Annotated in this window: 15 protein-coding genes; 8 read left to right on the forward strand and 7 right to left on the reverse strand. The window is 66.6% G+C overall.

Annotated features, from left to right (window positions below):
• From rodA to AC3A35_RS19785, 5 genes are read right to left on the reverse strand one after another with little or no spacing between them, the layout of a single operon-like run.
• Nucleotides 1-1143 (reverse strand): rod shape-determining protein RodA, encoded by a 1143-nt coding sequence (gene rodA / locus AC3A35_RS19765; RefSeq protein ID WP_487438003.1) that lies wholly within the window; start codon nucleotides 1141-1143, stop codon nucleotides 1-3.
• Nucleotides 1140-3032, reverse strand: a complete 1893-nt coding sequence (mrdA, locus tag AC3A35_RS19770) for a penicillin-binding protein 2 (RefSeq protein ID WP_487438004.1) — start codon at nucleotides 3030-3032, stop codon at nucleotides 1140-1142. The genes rodA and mrdA overlap by 4 nt, the downstream gene beginning before the upstream one ends.
• Before the next feature lie 12 nt (nucleotides 3033-3044).
• The gene (gene mreD / locus AC3A35_RS19775; RefSeq protein WP_487438006.1) at nucleotides 3045-3566 is read right to left on the reverse strand and encodes a rod shape-determining protein MreD; all 522 of its coding nucleotides are present in this window, start codon (nucleotides 3564-3566) and stop codon (nucleotides 3045-3047) included.
• Nucleotides 3567-3568: 2 nt separating this feature from the next.
• Nucleotides 3569-4468 carry a rod shape-determining protein MreC gene (mreC, locus tag AC3A35_RS19780; protein ID WP_487438007.1) on the reverse strand — a complete coding sequence of 300 codons (900 nt, stop codon included), beginning with the start codon at nucleotides 4466-4468 and terminating at the stop codon, nucleotides 3569-3571.
• 55 nt (nucleotides 4469-4523) lie between these two features.
• Nucleotides 4524-5567 carry a rod shape-determining protein gene (locus AC3A35_RS19785; RefSeq protein WP_487438008.1) on the reverse strand — a complete coding sequence of 348 codons (1044 nt, stop codon included), beginning with the start codon at nucleotides 5565-5567 and terminating at the stop codon, nucleotides 4524-4526.
• 114 nt (nucleotides 5568-5681) lie between these two features.
• On the opposite strand from AC3A35_RS19785, the gene gatC reads away from it, so the two are divergent.
• The 8 genes from gatC to AC3A35_RS19825 all read left to right on the forward strand — a co-directional run bounded on the left by gatC (nucleotide 5682) and on the right by AC3A35_RS19825 (nucleotide 14092).
• Nucleotides 5682-5969, forward strand: coding sequence for an Asp-tRNA(Asn)/Glu-tRNA(Gln) amidotransferase subunit GatC (gatC, locus tag AC3A35_RS19790; protein WP_487438009.1), 288 nt, complete (start codon nucleotides 5682-5684; stop codon nucleotides 5967-5969).
• Between the two features lie 79 nt (nucleotides 5970-6048).
• Nucleotides 6049-7530 carry an Asp-tRNA(Asn)/Glu-tRNA(Gln) amidotransferase subunit GatA gene (gene gatA, locus AC3A35_RS19795; protein WP_487438010.1) on the forward strand — a complete coding sequence of 494 codons (1482 nt, stop codon included), beginning with the start codon at nucleotides 6049-6051 and terminating at the stop codon, nucleotides 7528-7530.
• A gap of 7 nt (nucleotides 7531-7537) precedes the next feature.
• The gene (locus tag AC3A35_RS19800) at nucleotides 7538-8050 is read left to right on the forward strand and encodes a hypothetical protein (RefSeq protein WP_487438011.1); all 513 of its coding nucleotides are present in this window, start codon (nucleotides 7538-7540) and stop codon (nucleotides 8048-8050) included.
• A gap of 24 nt (nucleotides 8051-8074) precedes the next feature.
• The gene (gene gatB, locus AC3A35_RS19805) at nucleotides 8075-9547 is read left to right on the forward strand and encodes an Asp-tRNA(Asn)/Glu-tRNA(Gln) amidotransferase subunit GatB (protein WP_487438012.1); all 1473 of its coding nucleotides are present in this window, start codon (nucleotides 8075-8077) and stop codon (nucleotides 9545-9547) included.
• 427 nt (nucleotides 9548-9974) lie between these two features.
• Entirely contained in the window at nucleotides 9975-11063 is a 1089-nt protein-coding gene (locus tag AC3A35_RS19810) for a YeeE/YedE family protein (RefSeq protein WP_487438013.1), read from the forward strand.
• 67 nt (nucleotides 11064-11130) lie between these two features.
• On the forward strand, nucleotides 11131-11955 hold the full coding sequence (locus AC3A35_RS19815) for a class II glutamine amidotransferase (RefSeq protein WP_487438014.1): 825 nt from the start codon (nucleotides 11131-11133) through the stop codon (nucleotides 11953-11955).
• 73 nt (nucleotides 11956-12028) lie between these two features.
• On the forward strand, nucleotides 12029-12448 hold the full coding sequence (locus AC3A35_RS19820) for an HIT family protein (RefSeq protein ID WP_487438015.1): 420 nt from the start codon (nucleotides 12029-12031) through the stop codon (nucleotides 12446-12448).
• Between the two features lie 30 nt (nucleotides 12449-12478).
• The gene (locus tag AC3A35_RS19825; RefSeq protein ID WP_487438017.1) at nucleotides 12479-14092 is read left to right on the forward strand and encodes a hypothetical protein; all 1614 of its coding nucleotides are present in this window, start codon (nucleotides 12479-12481) and stop codon (nucleotides 14090-14092) included.
• Here AC3A35_RS19825 and phoR read toward each other — a convergent pair.
• Together phoR and phoB are read right to left on the reverse strand one after the other, a co-directional pair.
• Nucleotides 14058-15380, reverse strand: coding sequence for a phosphate regulon sensor histidine kinase PhoR (gene phoR, locus AC3A35_RS19830; protein ID WP_487438018.1), 1323 nt, complete (start codon nucleotides 15378-15380; stop codon nucleotides 14058-14060). The two genes, AC3A35_RS19825 and phoR, sit on opposite strands and share 35 nt — an antisense overlap.
• 43 nt (nucleotides 15381-15423) lie before the next feature.
• Complete coding sequence (gene phoB / locus AC3A35_RS19835) at nucleotides 15424-16134, reverse strand: phosphate regulon transcriptional regulator PhoB (RefSeq protein WP_487438019.1); 711 nt, start codon at nucleotides 16132-16134, stop codon at nucleotides 15424-15426.
• Nucleotides 16135-16205: the final 71 nt, after the last annotated feature.

Below are 16205 nucleotides of genomic sequence, written 5' to 3' on the forward strand. Positions count from 1 at the left end.
TCAGTGCTTGTTCGCCAGTTTGCTACGCTGGACGCTCATCAGGATACCCACCCCCAGACACAGGGTGACCAGTGCGGTTCCCCCATAGCTGATGAAAGGCAAGGGTACACCCACCACCGGCAGGATGCCGGTCACCATCCCCATGTTTACGAAAGCGTAGGTGAAAAAGATCATGGTCACCGCACCGGCGAGCAGGCGCGTGCCCAGTGTCGACGCCCTCGCGGCGATCACGAAACCGCGCGCGAACAATGCCAGGTAAAGTGCCAGCAAAACCAGCGCGCCAGCCAGTCCGAACTCCTCGGCGAGCACCGCAAAGATGAAATCGGTGTGGCGCTCGGGCAGGAAGGACAGATGGGTCTGGGTGCCGTCCATCCAGCCCTTGCCGGTCAGGCCGCCGGAGCCGATCGCGATCGTGGACTGGATGATGTGAAAGCCCTTGCCGAGCGGATCCTGGGTGGGATCGAGCAGGGTGCATACCCGGTGCTTCTGGTATTCGCGCATGCCGACCCATTCGACACCAGGCTGGCACAGGGTGTCGCCGAAGGCCACGATGGAGCCGATGCCGACGATGCCGACCACCGCCACCGGGACGATCAGCTTCCAGCTCAGGCCGGCAAAGTAGATCACGTAGAAGCCGGCGGCAGCGACCAGCAGGCTGGTCCCGAGATCGGGCTGCCTGACGATGAGGCCGACCGGCACGGCCAGCAATAGGGCGGCAATCACGAATTCACGCCAGCCGATGTGGCCTTCGCGCTGCTGGAAGAACCAGGCCAGCATCAGCGGCATGGCGATTTTCATCAGTTCGGAAGGCTGGATCCGGGTCACGCCGATATCGAGCCAGCGCTGCGCGCCCTTGGAGACCTCGCCGAACAGCGCCACACCGACCAACAGCACGACCCCAAGCAAATATAGCGGGAAGGCAAACGACAGCAGACGCTGGCCCGGCAGCCAGGCCGCGCACCACATCACCCCGACCGCAACCGCCATGTGGGTGAGCTGGGAGTCGAGCCGCTCGGGCGAGGCACTCGACATCAGTACGAAGGCGTAGCCGAACAGGCCGGCCATGATCACGGCGAGCACCGGATCGACCGGACGAACGAGGGCCCGTAGCAGGCGCAGCGGATGAAAGCGGTTTTCACTCATTCGGCGCTCTCCACGGCTTCGACGTCTTCCGGCGCCGGTTGGTTGGGGCGCTTGCCGAGCAGGTGATAATCGATCACCTGGCGTGCGATCGGAGCCGCCGACTGGGCGCCGAAACCGCCGTTCTCCACCAGCACCGCGAGTGCGATCCTGGGCTTGTCGGCAGGCGCATAGGCGATGAACCAGGAGTGGTCGCGCAAGCGCTCGCGTACCTGGCCCTCGACGTAGCGGCCGCCCTTGAGCGAATAGACCTGCGCGGTACCGGTCTTGCCACCGGACTCGTACGGCGCGCCGGCAAAGGCACGTCTGCCGGTCCCGGATTTGTTCACCTCCACCATGGCCTGGCGCACGGCGGCGAGGTGCTCCGGCTTGACCGCGACGCGGCGAATCGGCTCGGGCTCGATCACCCGCTTCTCGCCGCTGCGGCTGTCGATGACGTGGCGCACGACATGCGGGCGGAACACCTTGCCGTCATTGACCATCGCCGCCACCGCATTGGCCATCTGCAGGGGGGTGTAGGCGTTGTAACCCTGGCCGATGCCCACCGAAATCGTTTCGCCGCCGTACCAGCGCTGCTGCTCGGGCTTGCGAAAGCGCTTTCTCTTCCACGCCGGTGACGGCAACACCCCCTCGGCCTCGCCGGGCAAGTCGATGCCGGTGCGGGCACCGAGTCCGAAGGGCGCCATTGCAGTGGCGATGCCTTCGATGCCGAGATCGTTGGCGAGCTGGTAGTAATAGGTGTTGCATGAGACCACGATGGACTTGTGCAGGTCGACCATGCCGTGGCCGCCGACCTTGTCATCCATGAAGCGATGGCCACCAAAACTGAAATAGCCCAGATCGGAGATGGCCTGCCCGGGCGTGCGCTTGCCACTGCTCAGGCCGGCCAGCGCCATGAAGGGCTTGAACGTGGAGCCTGGCGGATAGGCGCTGTAGATCGCACGGTGGAGCAGCGGATGGTCGGGCGAGTCGTTGAGCGCCTTCCAGTCCTGGGTCGAAATGCCGTCGACGAACAGATTGGGGTCGAAGGTGGGCGCCGACACCAGCGCCAGGATGCCGCCTGTGCTCGGCTCGATCGCCACCAGGGCGCCGCGCCGTTCACCGAAGGCGGTCTCGGCAATCCGCTGCAACTCCATGTCGAGGGTCAACTCCAGATCGCTGCCGGCCACCGCCGGCGTACTCGACAGGCGTCGCACCGCGCGTCCGCCGGCATTGACCTCGACCTGCTCGAAACCGGTCGTTCCGTGCAGCTCGGCCTCGTAGGACATCTCCAGCCCGCTCTTGCCGATATAGTCCGAGCCGCGGTAGTTGGCGGTGACACCGCGCTCCTCGATGCGCTCGATGTCGCGATCGTTGATCCGGCCGATGTAGCCCACCACATGAGTGGCGCTCGCGCCTTGAGGATAGTCGCGGAACAGGCGTGCCTGGACCTCGACCCCGGGAAAGCGGTAACGCTGGGCAATGAAGCGGGCGACCTCTTCGTCACTCAGCCGGGTACGGATCGCGACACTCTCGAAACTGCGGCTTTCCTCGAGTATCTTGCGGAAGCGCCGGCGGTCGCGCACGTCGATGGTGATGAACTCGGCCAGCGCGTCGATCGTTTCCTCCAGCCCCTTGGTCCGCGAGGGGGTGATCTCCAGCGTGTAGGCCGCATAGTTGCGCGCCAGCACGATGCCGTTGCGATCGACGATGGTGCCGCGGTTGGGCACGATCGGCAGCAGGGCAATCCGGTTGTCCTCGGCGCGGGTGTGAAAGTAGTCGTGCTTCACCACCTGCAGAAAGTAGAACCGCGCCCCCAGCAGCAGGAAACAGACCAGCGCGAAGCCGCCTGCCACCAGCACGCGGCCGCGAAAGCGCGAGGACTCCTGCCCGGGTGCGTGGAACGAGATCATGTCACCGGAGCATCATATGGGCCGGTTGTCGTCACGCTCGACCGGCTGATACTGAGGCAGCAGAAGCAGGTAGGTCAGCGGCAGCCACAGCAGCACGCCGGTGAAGCTGGACAGGAAATACCACCAGCCGGGAAACTCCGCGCCCGCGAGCAGGCGGATCACCACCATCAGCACCTGCGCGACCAGCAGAATCGGCAGCACATGCAGGGCCTGCTGCAGAACCGGAAACCACATCAGCCGTCGCGCCAGGCCGTTGGCGAGATAGGCGAGCACCACGTAGGCCAGGGCATGCTGACCCATCGCCGCACCCTGGCCGATATCGACCAGCAAGCCGAACAGGAAACCGACGCCGAGGCCGATCCGCAAGGGCTCGCGGATGCACCAGAACGCCAGCACCAACGCCACCCAGTCCGGCACCCCGGGAAAACGGCCGGTCGGCACATAGGCGAGGCCGAGGGCGACGAGCAGGCTGAAGTGGATGAACCACGACCGGACCGGCAGCAGGATACGACTCGAGCGATTGCTTGGCTGCATGATCAGCGCCTCGCCCGGGACTTGGTCACGGCCGGTTCGGGCTCCGGCTCGGGCGGTGGCGGCGGCAGGGTCTCGCGCCCGAGCACCAGCACCTGGGTGCTGCGCTCCACGCCAGCCAGCGGCGTGCACACGATGTGGGCAAACGCGTCCGTCTCGCGGTCGACCGACTCCACCTCGGCAACCGGCAGGCCGGGCAGAAACACCCCGTCCAGCCCCGACGTCACCAGCCGGTCGCCGGGCAGGATGTCGGCATTGGCAAGCACGAAGCGCACCTCGAGCCGCCCCTGGCCGGCGCCGAACAGCACGCCGCGCAGGCCGTTGCGCAGCACCTGGACGGGAACGGCCTGGTTGCGGTCGGTCAGCAGGGTGACTTCGGACTGGATCGGATACACCCGGGTCACCTGCCCGAGGACGCCGTTGGCATCGACCACGGCAAGCCCGGTTTCCAGTCCCTGCTGCGCCCCCCGATCGAGGATGACCTTGCGCGCGAACGGATCGGGTGCATCGTAGAGGATGTCTGCGGCCACGCTACGCACGCCGGTGCGTTGCGACATTTCGAGCAGGCCGCGCAACTGCGCGTTCTCCTGCTCGAGCTGCTCGAAACGCAGCAGCCGATCGCCGGCACCGAGCTGCCGGCGCCGAAGATCGGCGTTCTCGAGCTGCACCTGGACCAGGGTGGCGAAGTAGACCGACGCATTGCGCACGAAATCGGCCGGGGTCGCCGCCGCCATCTGCAGCGGATAGGTCGCCACCGACAAGCCCTGGCGCAGGACCTCGAGATAGCGGAACCGCAGGTCGGCCACCAGCATCACCAGGCAGAGCGAGACGAACAGCAGCAAACGGACCAGCGGCGCCGGTCCGCGATTGAAGATCGGGGGCGTTTGGTGACCGACCGGGGACATCCAGCGTATCCAGCGTCAGCAACGGACAGGCGGCATCGCCATCCGGACCGCCCGCTCAGTCCGACGTGAAGATGGAGCCGAGCTTGTCCATCTTGTCGAGCGCCATCCCGCAACCGCGGGCGACGCAGGTGAGCGGCTCCTCGGCAACGATCACCGGCAGGCCGGTCTCCTCCATCAGCAGACGGTCGAGGTCGCGCAACAGGGCGCCGCCGCCGGTCAGCACCATGCCGCGGTCGGCGATGTCGGCGCCGAGTTCGGGCGGGGTCTGTTCGAGCGCGATCTTGACCGCGGACACGATCTGGTTGAGCGGCTCGGTGAGCGCCTCGAGGATTTCGTTGGAGGAGATGGTGAAGCTGCGCGGAATGCCCTCGGCCAGGTTGCGGCCCTTGACTTCCATCTCGCGCACTTCGGATCCGGGGAAGGCCGAGCCGATGTTCTTCTTGATGTTCTCCGCCGTGGTATCGCCGATCAGCATGCCGTAGTTGCGGCGGATGTAGTTGACGATCGAATCGTCGAACTTGTCGCCCCCGACCCGCACGCTGCCGGCATAGACCATGCCGCCGAGCGAGATCACGCCGACTTCGGTGGTGCCGCCGCCGATGTCGACCACCATCGAACCGAGTGCATCCGAAACCGGGAGACCGGCGCCGATCGCAGCCGCCATCGGCTCCTCGATCAGATACACCTGCGAGGCGCCCGCGGCCAGGGCGGCGTCGCGGATCGCGCGGCGCTCGACCTGGGTCGACCCGCAGGGCACGCAGATGATGATGCGCGGACTGGGCGACAGCAGCCGCGAGTCGTGCACCTTCTTGATGAACTGCTTGATCATCTGCTCGGTGACGACGAAGTCGGCGATCACGCCGTCCTTCATCGGCCGGATGGCAGTGATGTTGCCCGGCGTCTTGCCGAGCATCTGCTTGGCCGCATGGCCCACGGCCTGGATGGTGCGCTTGGCATTGGGCCCGCCTTCGGTGCGGATCGCCACCACGGAGGGTTCATCGAGGACGATGCCCTTGCCGCGGACGTAGATCAGCGTGTTGGCGGTGCCAAGGTCGATCGCGAGATCGCTGGAAAAATAGGAACGCAGAAAACCGAACATGAGGGATTCCGAAACCGGTGAGAAGATGCGCCGCAGGGGGCCGGCCCTGAGCAGGGCCAAAGACGATTATGATAACCTACAAACCTTTGTGGATTCAGCAGGTTTTGTTTCGCCATGTCGCTTTCCAATGAACAAGTCGGGCGTATCGCCCGCCTCGCCCGCCTGGCGATTTCGGAATCCGAGATCGATGCCACCCGAACCAAGCTCGACGGCATTTTCGCCCTGATCGAACAGATGCAGGCAGTCGACACCGGCGGCATCGAGCCGATGAGCCATCCGCAGGAGCTGGCCACCCGGCTGCGCGCGGACGTCGTCACCGAAACCGACCGCCGCGCCGCGTTCCAGGCGGTCGCGCCCCAGACCGAGGGCGGACTGTACCTCGTCCCCAAGGTCATCGAATGAACTTTCACCGATCGCGCCCGGCGCCCGGCGTGCCCTGGCGGCGCGCGGCCCTGCTTTCCCTATCTCAAGCAGTCACCACATGATCAATGCGTCCCTCACCGCCCTGCGCCGCGCGCTCGACGACCGGCAGATTTCCAGCGTCGAACTCGCCGCGCTCTTTCTCGACCGCATCGAGGCCCGCAACCCGGCGCTCAATGCCTTCATCACCATCGACCGCGACGGCGCGCTGGCGGCCGCACACGACGCCGATGCGCGCATCGCCCGCGGCGACGCCGGCCCGCTGACCGGCATTCCGCTCGCACACAAGGACGTGTTCTGCACCGAAGGTGTACTTACCACCTGTGGCTCGAAGATCCTCGCCAACTTCGTCAGCCCCTACGACGCCCACGTGGTGGCCCTGCTCAAGGCGGCGGGCGCGGTCAGCCTGGGCAAGACCAACATGGACGAGTTCGCGATGGGCTCGTCGAACGAGAACTCCCATTTCGGCCCGGCACGCAATCCGTGGAACATCGACCATGTGCCCGGTGGCTCGTCCGGCGGCTCGGCCGCCGCGGTGGCCGCGCGTCTGGTGCCGGTCGCCACCGGCACCGACACCGGCGGCTCGGTCCGTCAGCCTGCCGCCTTCACCGGCGTCACCGGCATCAAGCCGACCTACGGCGTGGTCAGCCGCTACGGCATGATCGCCTACGCGTCCTCGCTCGACCAGGGCGGCGCCTTTGGCGCTTCGGCCGAGGATTGCGCGCTGCTGCTGGGCGCGATGACCGGTTTCGATCCGCGCGACTCGACCAGCCTCGAGCGCCCGGTCGAGAATTACGCCGCCGCCCTCGCCCCCTCGTCTTCGTCCGCTCCCGGCACGAAACCGCTGGCCGGCCTGCGCATCGGCCTGCCGCGCGAGTTCTTCGCCGAGGGCATGAGCGACGAAATCCGTGCGGCGGTGGAGGCCGCGCTCGACCAGTACCGCGCACTCGGTGCGACCACGGTCGAGGTCAGCCTGCCCAACGCGAAACTGGCGATCCCGGCCTACTACGTGATCGCCCCCGCCGAAGCATCGAGCAACCTGTCCCGCTTCGACGGCGTGCGCTACGGCCATCGCGCGGCCGACTACGGCGACCTCAACGACATGTACTGCAAGAGCCGCGCCGAAGGCTTCGGCGCCGAGGTCAAGCGCCGCATCCTGGTCGGCACCTACGTGCTGTCGCACGGCTACTACGATGCCTACTACCTGCAGGCGCAGAAGCTGCGCCGCCTGATCGCCGAGGACTTCCGCCGTGCGCTCGGCGAGTGCGACGTGATCGCCGGCCCCACCACCCCGACCACGGCCTGGGCGCTCGGGGCGATGGGCGACGACCCGGTGCAGATGTATCTCGCCGACATCTACACGATCGCGGTCAACCTGGCCGGCCTGCCCGGTCTGTCGCACCCCTGCGGCTTCGGTGCCGGCAACCTGCCGATCGGCCTGCAGCTGATCGGCAATTACTTCGCCGAAGGCCGGCTGCTGGCCACCGCGCACCGCTACCAGCAAGCCACCGACTGGCATCAGCGCCGGCCGGCCGGGGCATGAGCGGGCAATGACGCGCACCCGTCGCACCCGCCATCACGGCCTGGGCTGTGCGGTCGTGGCGGTGTTGATCGCCGCCTGCGCAACGCCGCCGCCACCGCCACCCGAGGCGGCCCCGATGCCGCCGCCGGCGGTCACCGAACGGCCGTCGCAGGCGCGGGGCCGGCTCAAGCCGATGCCGGTGCGCCCGCTCAACGTGCAGGCCGACTGCCGGTTCAAGGATGAGGTCGGCTACAGTGCCAGCGCCCGGCTCGACGTCAGCTATTCCGAGGTGCGCAGCTTTGCCGCCACCGTGGATGTGCCGCGACGCGGCAGTTGCCGCTTCGACCTCGCCGACTTCAAGCAGGTACGCCGCGAGCCCCACGTCGAACTGCGTGCCCGTGACGGCTGCGTGGTGCGGCTGTGGGAGCAGGGCGATCAGGTCACCGTCGCCTTCGCCCAGTGCGCCGGCAACTGCGATCGCGGCACTTTCGATTATGTCTGGCCGATCCTGGTGGACCGGCCGAGCGGTCGCTGCAACTGACCGCACGCAACAACGGATACGAACATGAGCAGATCGGATTGGGAAGTCGTCATCGGGCTGGAAGTGCATGCGCAGCTCAACACCGCCTCGAAGATATTCTCGGGCAGCAGCACCGCGTTCGGCGCCGAGCCCAACGTGCAGGCGAGCGCGGTCGATATCGCCCTGCCCGGCGTGTTGCCGGTGCTCAACCGCGGCGTGGTCGAGCGCGCCATCCGCCTGGGCCTCGCGCTCGGCGCCCACATCGCGCCCAAGAGCGTGTTCGCGCGCAAGAACTACTTCTACCCGGATCTTCCCAAGGGCTACCAGATCAGCCAGTTCGAGATCCCCGTGGTGCAGGGCGGGACGCTGACCATCCTGGTCGGCGACGGCGACAAGGCCTACGAGAAGACCGTCCGCCTGACCCGCGCCCACCTCGAGGAAGACGCCGGCAAGAGCCTGCACGAGGACTTCCACGGCATGACCGGGATCGATCTCAACCGCGCCGGCACCCCGCTGCTGGAGATCGTGTCCGAGCCCGACATGCGCTCTTCGGCCGAGGCCGTGGCCTATGCCCGCGCACTGCACGCGCTGGTGCGCTGGATCGACATCTGCGACGGCAACATGCAGGAGGGCTCGTTCCGCTGCGACGCCAACGTGTCGGTGCGGCGCTGGGGTGCCGAGCAGTTCGGCACCCGGCGCGAGATCAAGAACCTGAACTCCTTCCGCTTCCTGCAGCAGGCGATCGACTACGAGGTGCAGTGGCAGATCGACACCCTCGAGGACGGCGGCAGCATCCATCAGGCGACCGTGCTGTTCGATCCGGATACCGGCGAGACGCGGATGATGCGCTCCAAGGAAGACGCCCACGACTACCGCTACTTCCCCGACCCCGACCTGCTGCCGCTGGTGATCGCGGAAGACTGGATCAACCGCGTGCGCAGCGAGATGCCCGAACTGCCGGTGGCGATGAAGGCCCGCTTCATCGCCGAGCTCGGGCTCTCGGCCTATGATGCCACCACGCTGACCGCCTCCAAGGAAATGGCCGCCTATTACCAGGCCACGGTCGATGCGGTCGGTGCGGCGAGCCCGCCCCAGGTGGCGAAAGTCTGCGCCAACTGGGTGATGGGCGACCTCGCCGCACGGCTCAACAAGGCCGAACTCGATATCGCCGCGGCGCCGGTAACGCCGGTGCAGCTCGCCGGCCTGGTCGCACGCATCGCCGACAACACCATCTCCAACGCGATCGCGAAGAAGGTGTTCGAGGCGCTGTGGACCGGCGAAGGCGCGAGCGCGGACGAGATCATCGACCGCCAGGGCCTGCGGCAAGTCACCGACAGCGGCGCGATCGAGGCGCTGATCGACGAGGTGCTCGCCGCCAACCAGAAGTCGGTCGACGAATTCCGCGCCGGCAAGGACAAGGCCTTCAACGCGCTCGTCGGCCAGGTGATGAAGGCCAGCAAGGGCAAGGCCAGCCCGGCTCAGGTGAACGAGCTGCTGCGCAGGAAGCTCGGCGCCTGAAGATGCGCATCCCGCCCTACATGCCTCTTGACCCGGATAACAGTATCTACGGCGGCTGACCAATCGGCGTAGCAAGTTGCCGATCTTCGTAGGGCCGAAATCAGTCGGCCACTGCTGCCCGGGCCTGCCGTCGGCGCCCGAACCACATCCTGCGGCGGACTGAAGTCCGCCCTTGCGGCTGCGCCCGGGAAGGGTGCTTGATTCGGATAACAGTATCTACACAGCTACCGGTGCCCGGCTCCCATAGCGGCACTTGCGACATCCCCGGTGCCGGTCGCGACACGACTCACCGCTTCGGCCTTTCCCTTGTACCCGACGCCCGCTTGAGCCGCGTCAACGCGCAAATCTGTTTTTCGTCACATTCTTATATTCTTCAATACTGACGAAACCGGCGACTACGGCCGGACCTTGCGGGACGGAGACACCGATGCCGGATCTGATCGCACTCATCGAATGGCTGGGCGAGGACCGCAGCCTCGCCCTCGGCGGACTGCTGATCGGCGCCCTGTTCGGTGCGTTCGCGCAACGATCGCGGTTCTGCCTGCGCGCCGCGGTGATCGAAGTGGCCCGCGGCCATTGGGGCAGCAAGCTTGCGATCTGGCTGCTGGCGTTCTCGGCCGCGATCATCGTTACCCAGCTGCTGCACCTGAGCGGGAAGTTCGACACCGCCAACGTGCGCCAACTGTCCAGCCAGGGCAGCCTGTCGGGGGCGCTGGTGGGCGGCCTGATGTTCGGTGCCGGCATGATCCTGGCGCGCGGTTGCTCCAGCCGGCTGCTGGTGCTGGCGGCCAATGGCAACCTGCGGGCACTGTTGTCCGGGCTGATCTTCGCGGTCGCAGCACAGGCATCGATGAACGGCGTGCTGTCGCCGGCGCGGGAGGCGATCGGCGCCTGGTGGACGATCGATGGCGGCACCGCACGGGATCTGCTGGCACTGATCGGCATCGGGCACGGCGGCGGCCTCGTCTTCGGCCTGGTCTGGCTGGTGGCCGGGGCCTGGTTTGCAGGACGTCACCGCATCGGCGGCTGGGGCTGGATCGGCGGGCTCGGCACCGGGGTGATGGTGGCGCTGGCATGGTGGTTCACCTTCGAGATGTCGGCGCGCACTTTCGATCCGACCCCGGTCAAGAGCCTGTCCTTCACCGGCCCTTCGGCCGACATGCTGATGCTGGTGCTGTCACCGCCGGGACAGCTGCTCAACTTCGACCTCGGCATGGTGCCGGGGGTGTTTCTCGGTTCCTTTCTCGCCGCCCTGGCCGCGCGCGAGCTGAAACTGGAAGGTTTCCAGGGCGGCCACGCAATGCGCCGCTACATTGTGGGAGCGGTGCTGATGGGTTTCGGCGGGATGCTGGCCGGAGGCTGTGCGGTCGGGGCAGGCGTATCGGGCGCGGCGGTGTTCGCAGTCACTGCCTGGGTGACGCTGTCGGGGATGTGGGCCGGCGCCAGCCTGACCGACTGGCTGATCGACCGCAAGCTGGCCCCCCACCCTGCGCCCGCCGCCGGGATCAGCCCCTGAGTCGACTTGCGGGGCGGGGGTCTGGCTATAATCAGGCATTCCGCACGCAACGGCAGGAGAGACTCCGATGTGCCAGCTGCTCGGCATGAACTGCAATGTGCCGACCGACATCTGCTTTTCGTTCGCCGGTTTTCGCGCCCGCGGCGGACTGACCGATCATCACCGCGACGGCTGGGGAATCGCCTTTTTCGAGGGGCGTGGCGCCCGCGTGTTCCTCGACCCGTGCGCCAGTGTCGACTCTCCGGTGGCCGAGCTGGTGCACCGCTATCCGATCCGCTCGCTCAATGTCATCGCCCACATCCGCAAGGCCACCCAGGGCGAAGTCCGGCTGGAGAATACCCATCCGTTCCAGCGCGAGCTGTGGGGGCGTTACTGGATCTTTGCCCACAACGGCAATCTGCGCGACTACCAACCCGCGCTGTCGGGCCGCTTCCTGCCGGTCGGGTCGACCGACTCGGAACTCGCCTTCTGTCACATCCTCGACCAACTCGCCCGCCACTTTCCGGATGCCGCCCCGCCGCCGCGCACCCTGCATGCCGCGGTGCGCGCGCTGGCCACCGAAATCGGCGGCAAGGGCGAGTTTAATTTCCTGCTGTCGGACGGCGAACGGCTGTTCGCGCACTGCTCGTCGCGCCTGTGCTACGTGCTCCGGCAGTCGCCGTTTCCGGTGGCACACCTCGCGGACGAGGACCTCACCCTCGACTTCAACCGCCTCGCCACTCCCGACGACCGAGTGGCCGTGATCGCGACGACGCCGCTGACCGACAACGAACGTTGGGACGCGATCGCCCCCGGCACGCTGCAGGCCTTCCACCTCGGTGCGCCCGAGGACCTGGGCGAGAGCGCAACGATTGCGGCCGCAGTGGGCCGGGGGCTGACGCAGACTGCGTAAATGTTCCTTACCGGCATCATGCGGACGCGCTAGAGTACGCAGCTGTACATATCGTCGTCAGGTCGAGGATTCCATGGATTGCCCGCTATGTCGCACCGATCGGGATGAGCTCGTCTGGTCCGACGCCCGCTGTCGCGTCATCCGCGTAGCCGATCCCGACTACGCCGGATTCTGCAGGGTGGTATGGACCGAACACGTCGCCGAAATGACCGATCTGCCCGCCGCTGACAGCCACCATTTGCTGCAGGTGGTGATGGCGACCGAAGCGGCGCTCCGGGCACTGATGAACCCCGACAAGATCAATCTCGCCAGTTTCGGCAACATGGTGCCGCATCTGCACTGGCATGTGATTCCGCGCTTTGCCGACGACCGCCATTTCCCGGAGTCGGTGTGGGGCCGGGAACAACGTCCGGGAGTGGTGCACGCGGCACCGGACGCAAGGACCCTGGCCGCCGAAATCGAACGTGCGCTGATCGCCCGTTCCCACTGCTGAGTTTCGCCGACACCTGCATCCGGAGCCTTCATGGACTACCGCAATCCTGCCGAATGTCTGAGCCTGCTGCAGACCCTGAAGCCCGCGAACGTCGACGAAACCCATGCACTGATGTCGACGATCGTCGGCACCCTGCTCGATGCCCTGCCGGCGCCGAATCAGCATCTGGAAGTTCTCGAGGCGGCCCGCACGACGATCGCCCGGCTTCAGGCCGAGCTGGCACGCCGCTATGCCGACCATCCGCTGCCGCCCGACAGCGACGAAAACGCCACCCTGGTCCGGGTGACGACCCTGTGGCACAACCTGGCACGCTCCTATGCCCAGATTGCCCGTCACGATGCCCAGACCGGCACGCTCGACGATCAGCGCGCCCTGCTCGCACAACGACGGATTCACTACAACGGGCAGATATTGTTCGAGTATTTCCGGGCGCATCGTGCGTTTCCGGCGGGGCTGTGGACCGAGATTCACGAAAGCTTCGGCGCCGCGGAAAACACCGGCCTGGTCCGTACCCGCGTCGCCGACCCGCTCAATCCGCTGTGGAAAGCGCAGAGCGCGATGGAAGCCTATATCGCCATCCTGCTCGTCGACCTCGCCAATCCCTACGGCCGCTCGGGTCGGGAGTTGCTGTGGATCTGTCGCTGGGCGCAACGATTCGCGCCCTACTGCAGCCTCGAACCCGATCCCGCGGGACGCAAGCCGACCATCTACGGCCTGGACCTGGGCGCCGATCATGGCCTTCGCCCGCTCGGCTTGCTGCGCCAGAGCACCGGGCTGCGCGGCTTCGACGGCGGCAAGCTGGCAAGCCAGATCCAGGCGGTGTTCGCCCAGTTCAAGCAGGGGGTCGGCCCAGCCTCGCTCGGCCTGGGTGACGACTGCCCGCTCGATGCCAGCGCGCGCCTGCTGGTCTCGCTCTACCGTCCGTGGGGACTGGCCTCTGCCGGGCGGAAGTTCCCGCGCCGGGGCAGCGACGGGGCGGTCGATCTGTGCGGCGACTGGCTGGCCATCGGCTTCCACATCCAGGGGCGGCTGTTCGAGCAACCGCGCAGCTACGCGATGGCCGGAACCCTGAACGGCGATATTTCCCTGCTCACTTTCGGCGAGCGTGCGCCCGCGGCAGGCAACGGCAAACTGCGAGCGGTGGCGCATCGACAGATGGACGCCGATCGCCTGGGCCTGGTGTGCGAACGCTGGACCGTGCTGGATCAGTCGGTGGGCGGCTTCCGCCTCGAACAGCGTCCTCATGCGGAGCGGCTCGAACATCATCAACTGGTCGGCCTCAGGCCGCGCGACGGCGAATACTTTCTGCTCGGGCAGGTCAGCTGGCTGATGTATCGCGACGACGGCATGCTGGAAACCGGCATCCATGTCCTGGCGGGCGTTCCCCAAGTGGTGGCGGTGCGGCCGCTTGCGCCCCACCCGGGTCAGCGCGAGCCCTACCAGCAGGCCTTCCTGATGCCGGCAAACCGTGCACTCAAGACCGACGCCTCGCTGGTGCTGCCGCCAGGCTGGCATCTGCCGAACCGGGTGATCGAGGTGTTCGACAATGGTCGGATCTCACAACTGCGTCTGGTCAAGCTGATGACCAAGGGCGCCAACTTCGAACTGGTCAGCTTCGAGACGCTTGCCCCGGAAGGGCCATGAGGCGCGCCCTGGGCAGGCGAACGGAAAACACGCTGCCTTCACCGAGCTTGCTGCTGATCCTCAGGTCCGCCTGGTGACGGGTGAGAATGTGCTTGACAATCGCCAGGCCCAGGCCGGTGCCGCCAGTTTCCCGGGAGCGACCGCGATCGACCCGATAGAAGCGTTCGGTCAGCCTGGGAATATGCTCGGCGTCGATGCCGATACCGGTATCCCGGACCGAAAACTCCGCGCCCTGATCGCCGGCGCGCCATACCAGATCGATCCTGCCCCCGGCCGGGGTGTAGCGCACCGCGTTGCTGGCCAGATTGGCAAAGGCACTGTGGATCTCCTTGGCGCTGCCGAGCAACACGCCGTTGCCGTGCATCTCCAGCGTGACCGTGTGCCGTCCTGCCGAGATCAACTCGGTATCGTCGCGTATCCCGTGCAGCAAGGCATCGACATCGATCCGTTCCTCGGCCGGCGCCGGGGCGCCGGTTTCGAGGGCCGACAGCGTCAATAGGTCGTCGATCAGGCGGCGCATGCGGGTGGATTGCTCGAGCGCAAGGCGCAGAAAGCGGATCGTGTCGTCGCGCTCGAAGTCGTCCAGACCGTCGACCAGGGTTTCGAGGAAACCGCCCACCACGGTCAGCGGCGTGCGCAGTTCGTGAGACACGTTGGCCACGAAATCGCGCCGCATGGTCTCGAGCCGCTCGATCTGCGAGATATCGCGCGACAGCACCATCTTCTGGTCGTCGCCGAAGGGAATGACCTGCACCTGCAGGGTGAGTCCGGCATGCCGCGCCGAATGCATGATCAGCGGTTCGTCGTAGTGGTCCGAAGCGAGGTAGTGCACGAACTCGGGCTGGCGGATCAGATTGGTCACCGGCGCCCCGAGGTCATGGTTGCGGTCGAGGCCGAAATGGTGCTCGGCCTTGATGTTGATCCATTCGATGGTGTCGCTGTCGGACAGATAGACCACCCCGTCGGGCATGGCCTGACTGGCGTCGTGAAAGCGTTCGAGCGCCGAGGACAGGCGCTCGCGCATATCGTAGGCGACCCTGGAGCGACTGTTCAGCTCGGCAAACACCAGGCCCCAGCTGCCCGCGGCACGCGGTACCGGGGTGCCGATCGGCTCACGGGTCCATAGCACCAGGCGACTGAGCTTGCGCAGGTGATGGACACCCAGCAGCAGCAGCCCCGCAATGTAGGCCAGCAAGGCCGCGGACAAACCCCCGACCGCGCCCACCGCAGCCGCGAGCAGTGCCAGGACCGCCAGCGCGACGAGCGCACTCGTCCATAGATAACGCACGGATCGAATGATGGGAGTCCCCTGTCCGCCAGATGCCGGCGGATTATCGCACGGCCGGCGGAAGCTCCGCCTGCGCCGAGAAGCGATAGCCACTGCCCCTCACGGTCTGCACCAGCGCGTCGTGCCCGGACGCTTCCAGCGCACAGCGCAGGCGGCGGATATGCACATCGACGGTGCGCTCTTCGACGAACACGTGATCGCCCCAGACCTGGTCGAGCAGCTGGGCGCGCGAGTGCACCCGCTCGGGATGAGTCATCAAGAAGTGGAGCAGCCGGAACTCGGTGGGGCCGAGCGACAATGCCAGCGCGCCGGTGCTGACCCGATGCGTCTCCGGATCCAGCCGCAGGCCGCCCAGCTCGACCGGATCCTCGGTGGTCTGTGGCGCACGCCGGCGCAGCACCGCCTTGATCCGGGCCACCAGCTCGCGCGGACTGAACGGCTTGGTGATGTAGTCGTCGGCACCGGTCTCGAGTCCGGTCACCTTGTCCTGCTCTTCACCGCGCGCAGTGAGCATGATGATCGGAATGGCGCGGGTCCGCTCGTCGGCCCGCAGGCGGCGGGCAAACTCGATGCCCGAGGCCCCGGGCAGCATCCAGTCGAGCAGCACCAGATCCGGCAAGGCCTCACGCACGATGCGCTGCGCCGTCTCCGCGTCGGACGCCCGCACTACGTGGTGGCCAGCGCGGGCGAGGTTGGCTGCAATCAGTTCCTGGATTGCCGGCTCGTCTTCCACCAGCAGAATATTTGCAGACATAGTGTTCGCTCCCTTTGACCCTGCGCAGTGTATTTCACCAATTTGAACATTTGATGACACGTCATCGCGGT

The organism is Azoarcus sp. Soil_N_20, from assembly GCF_057656155.1.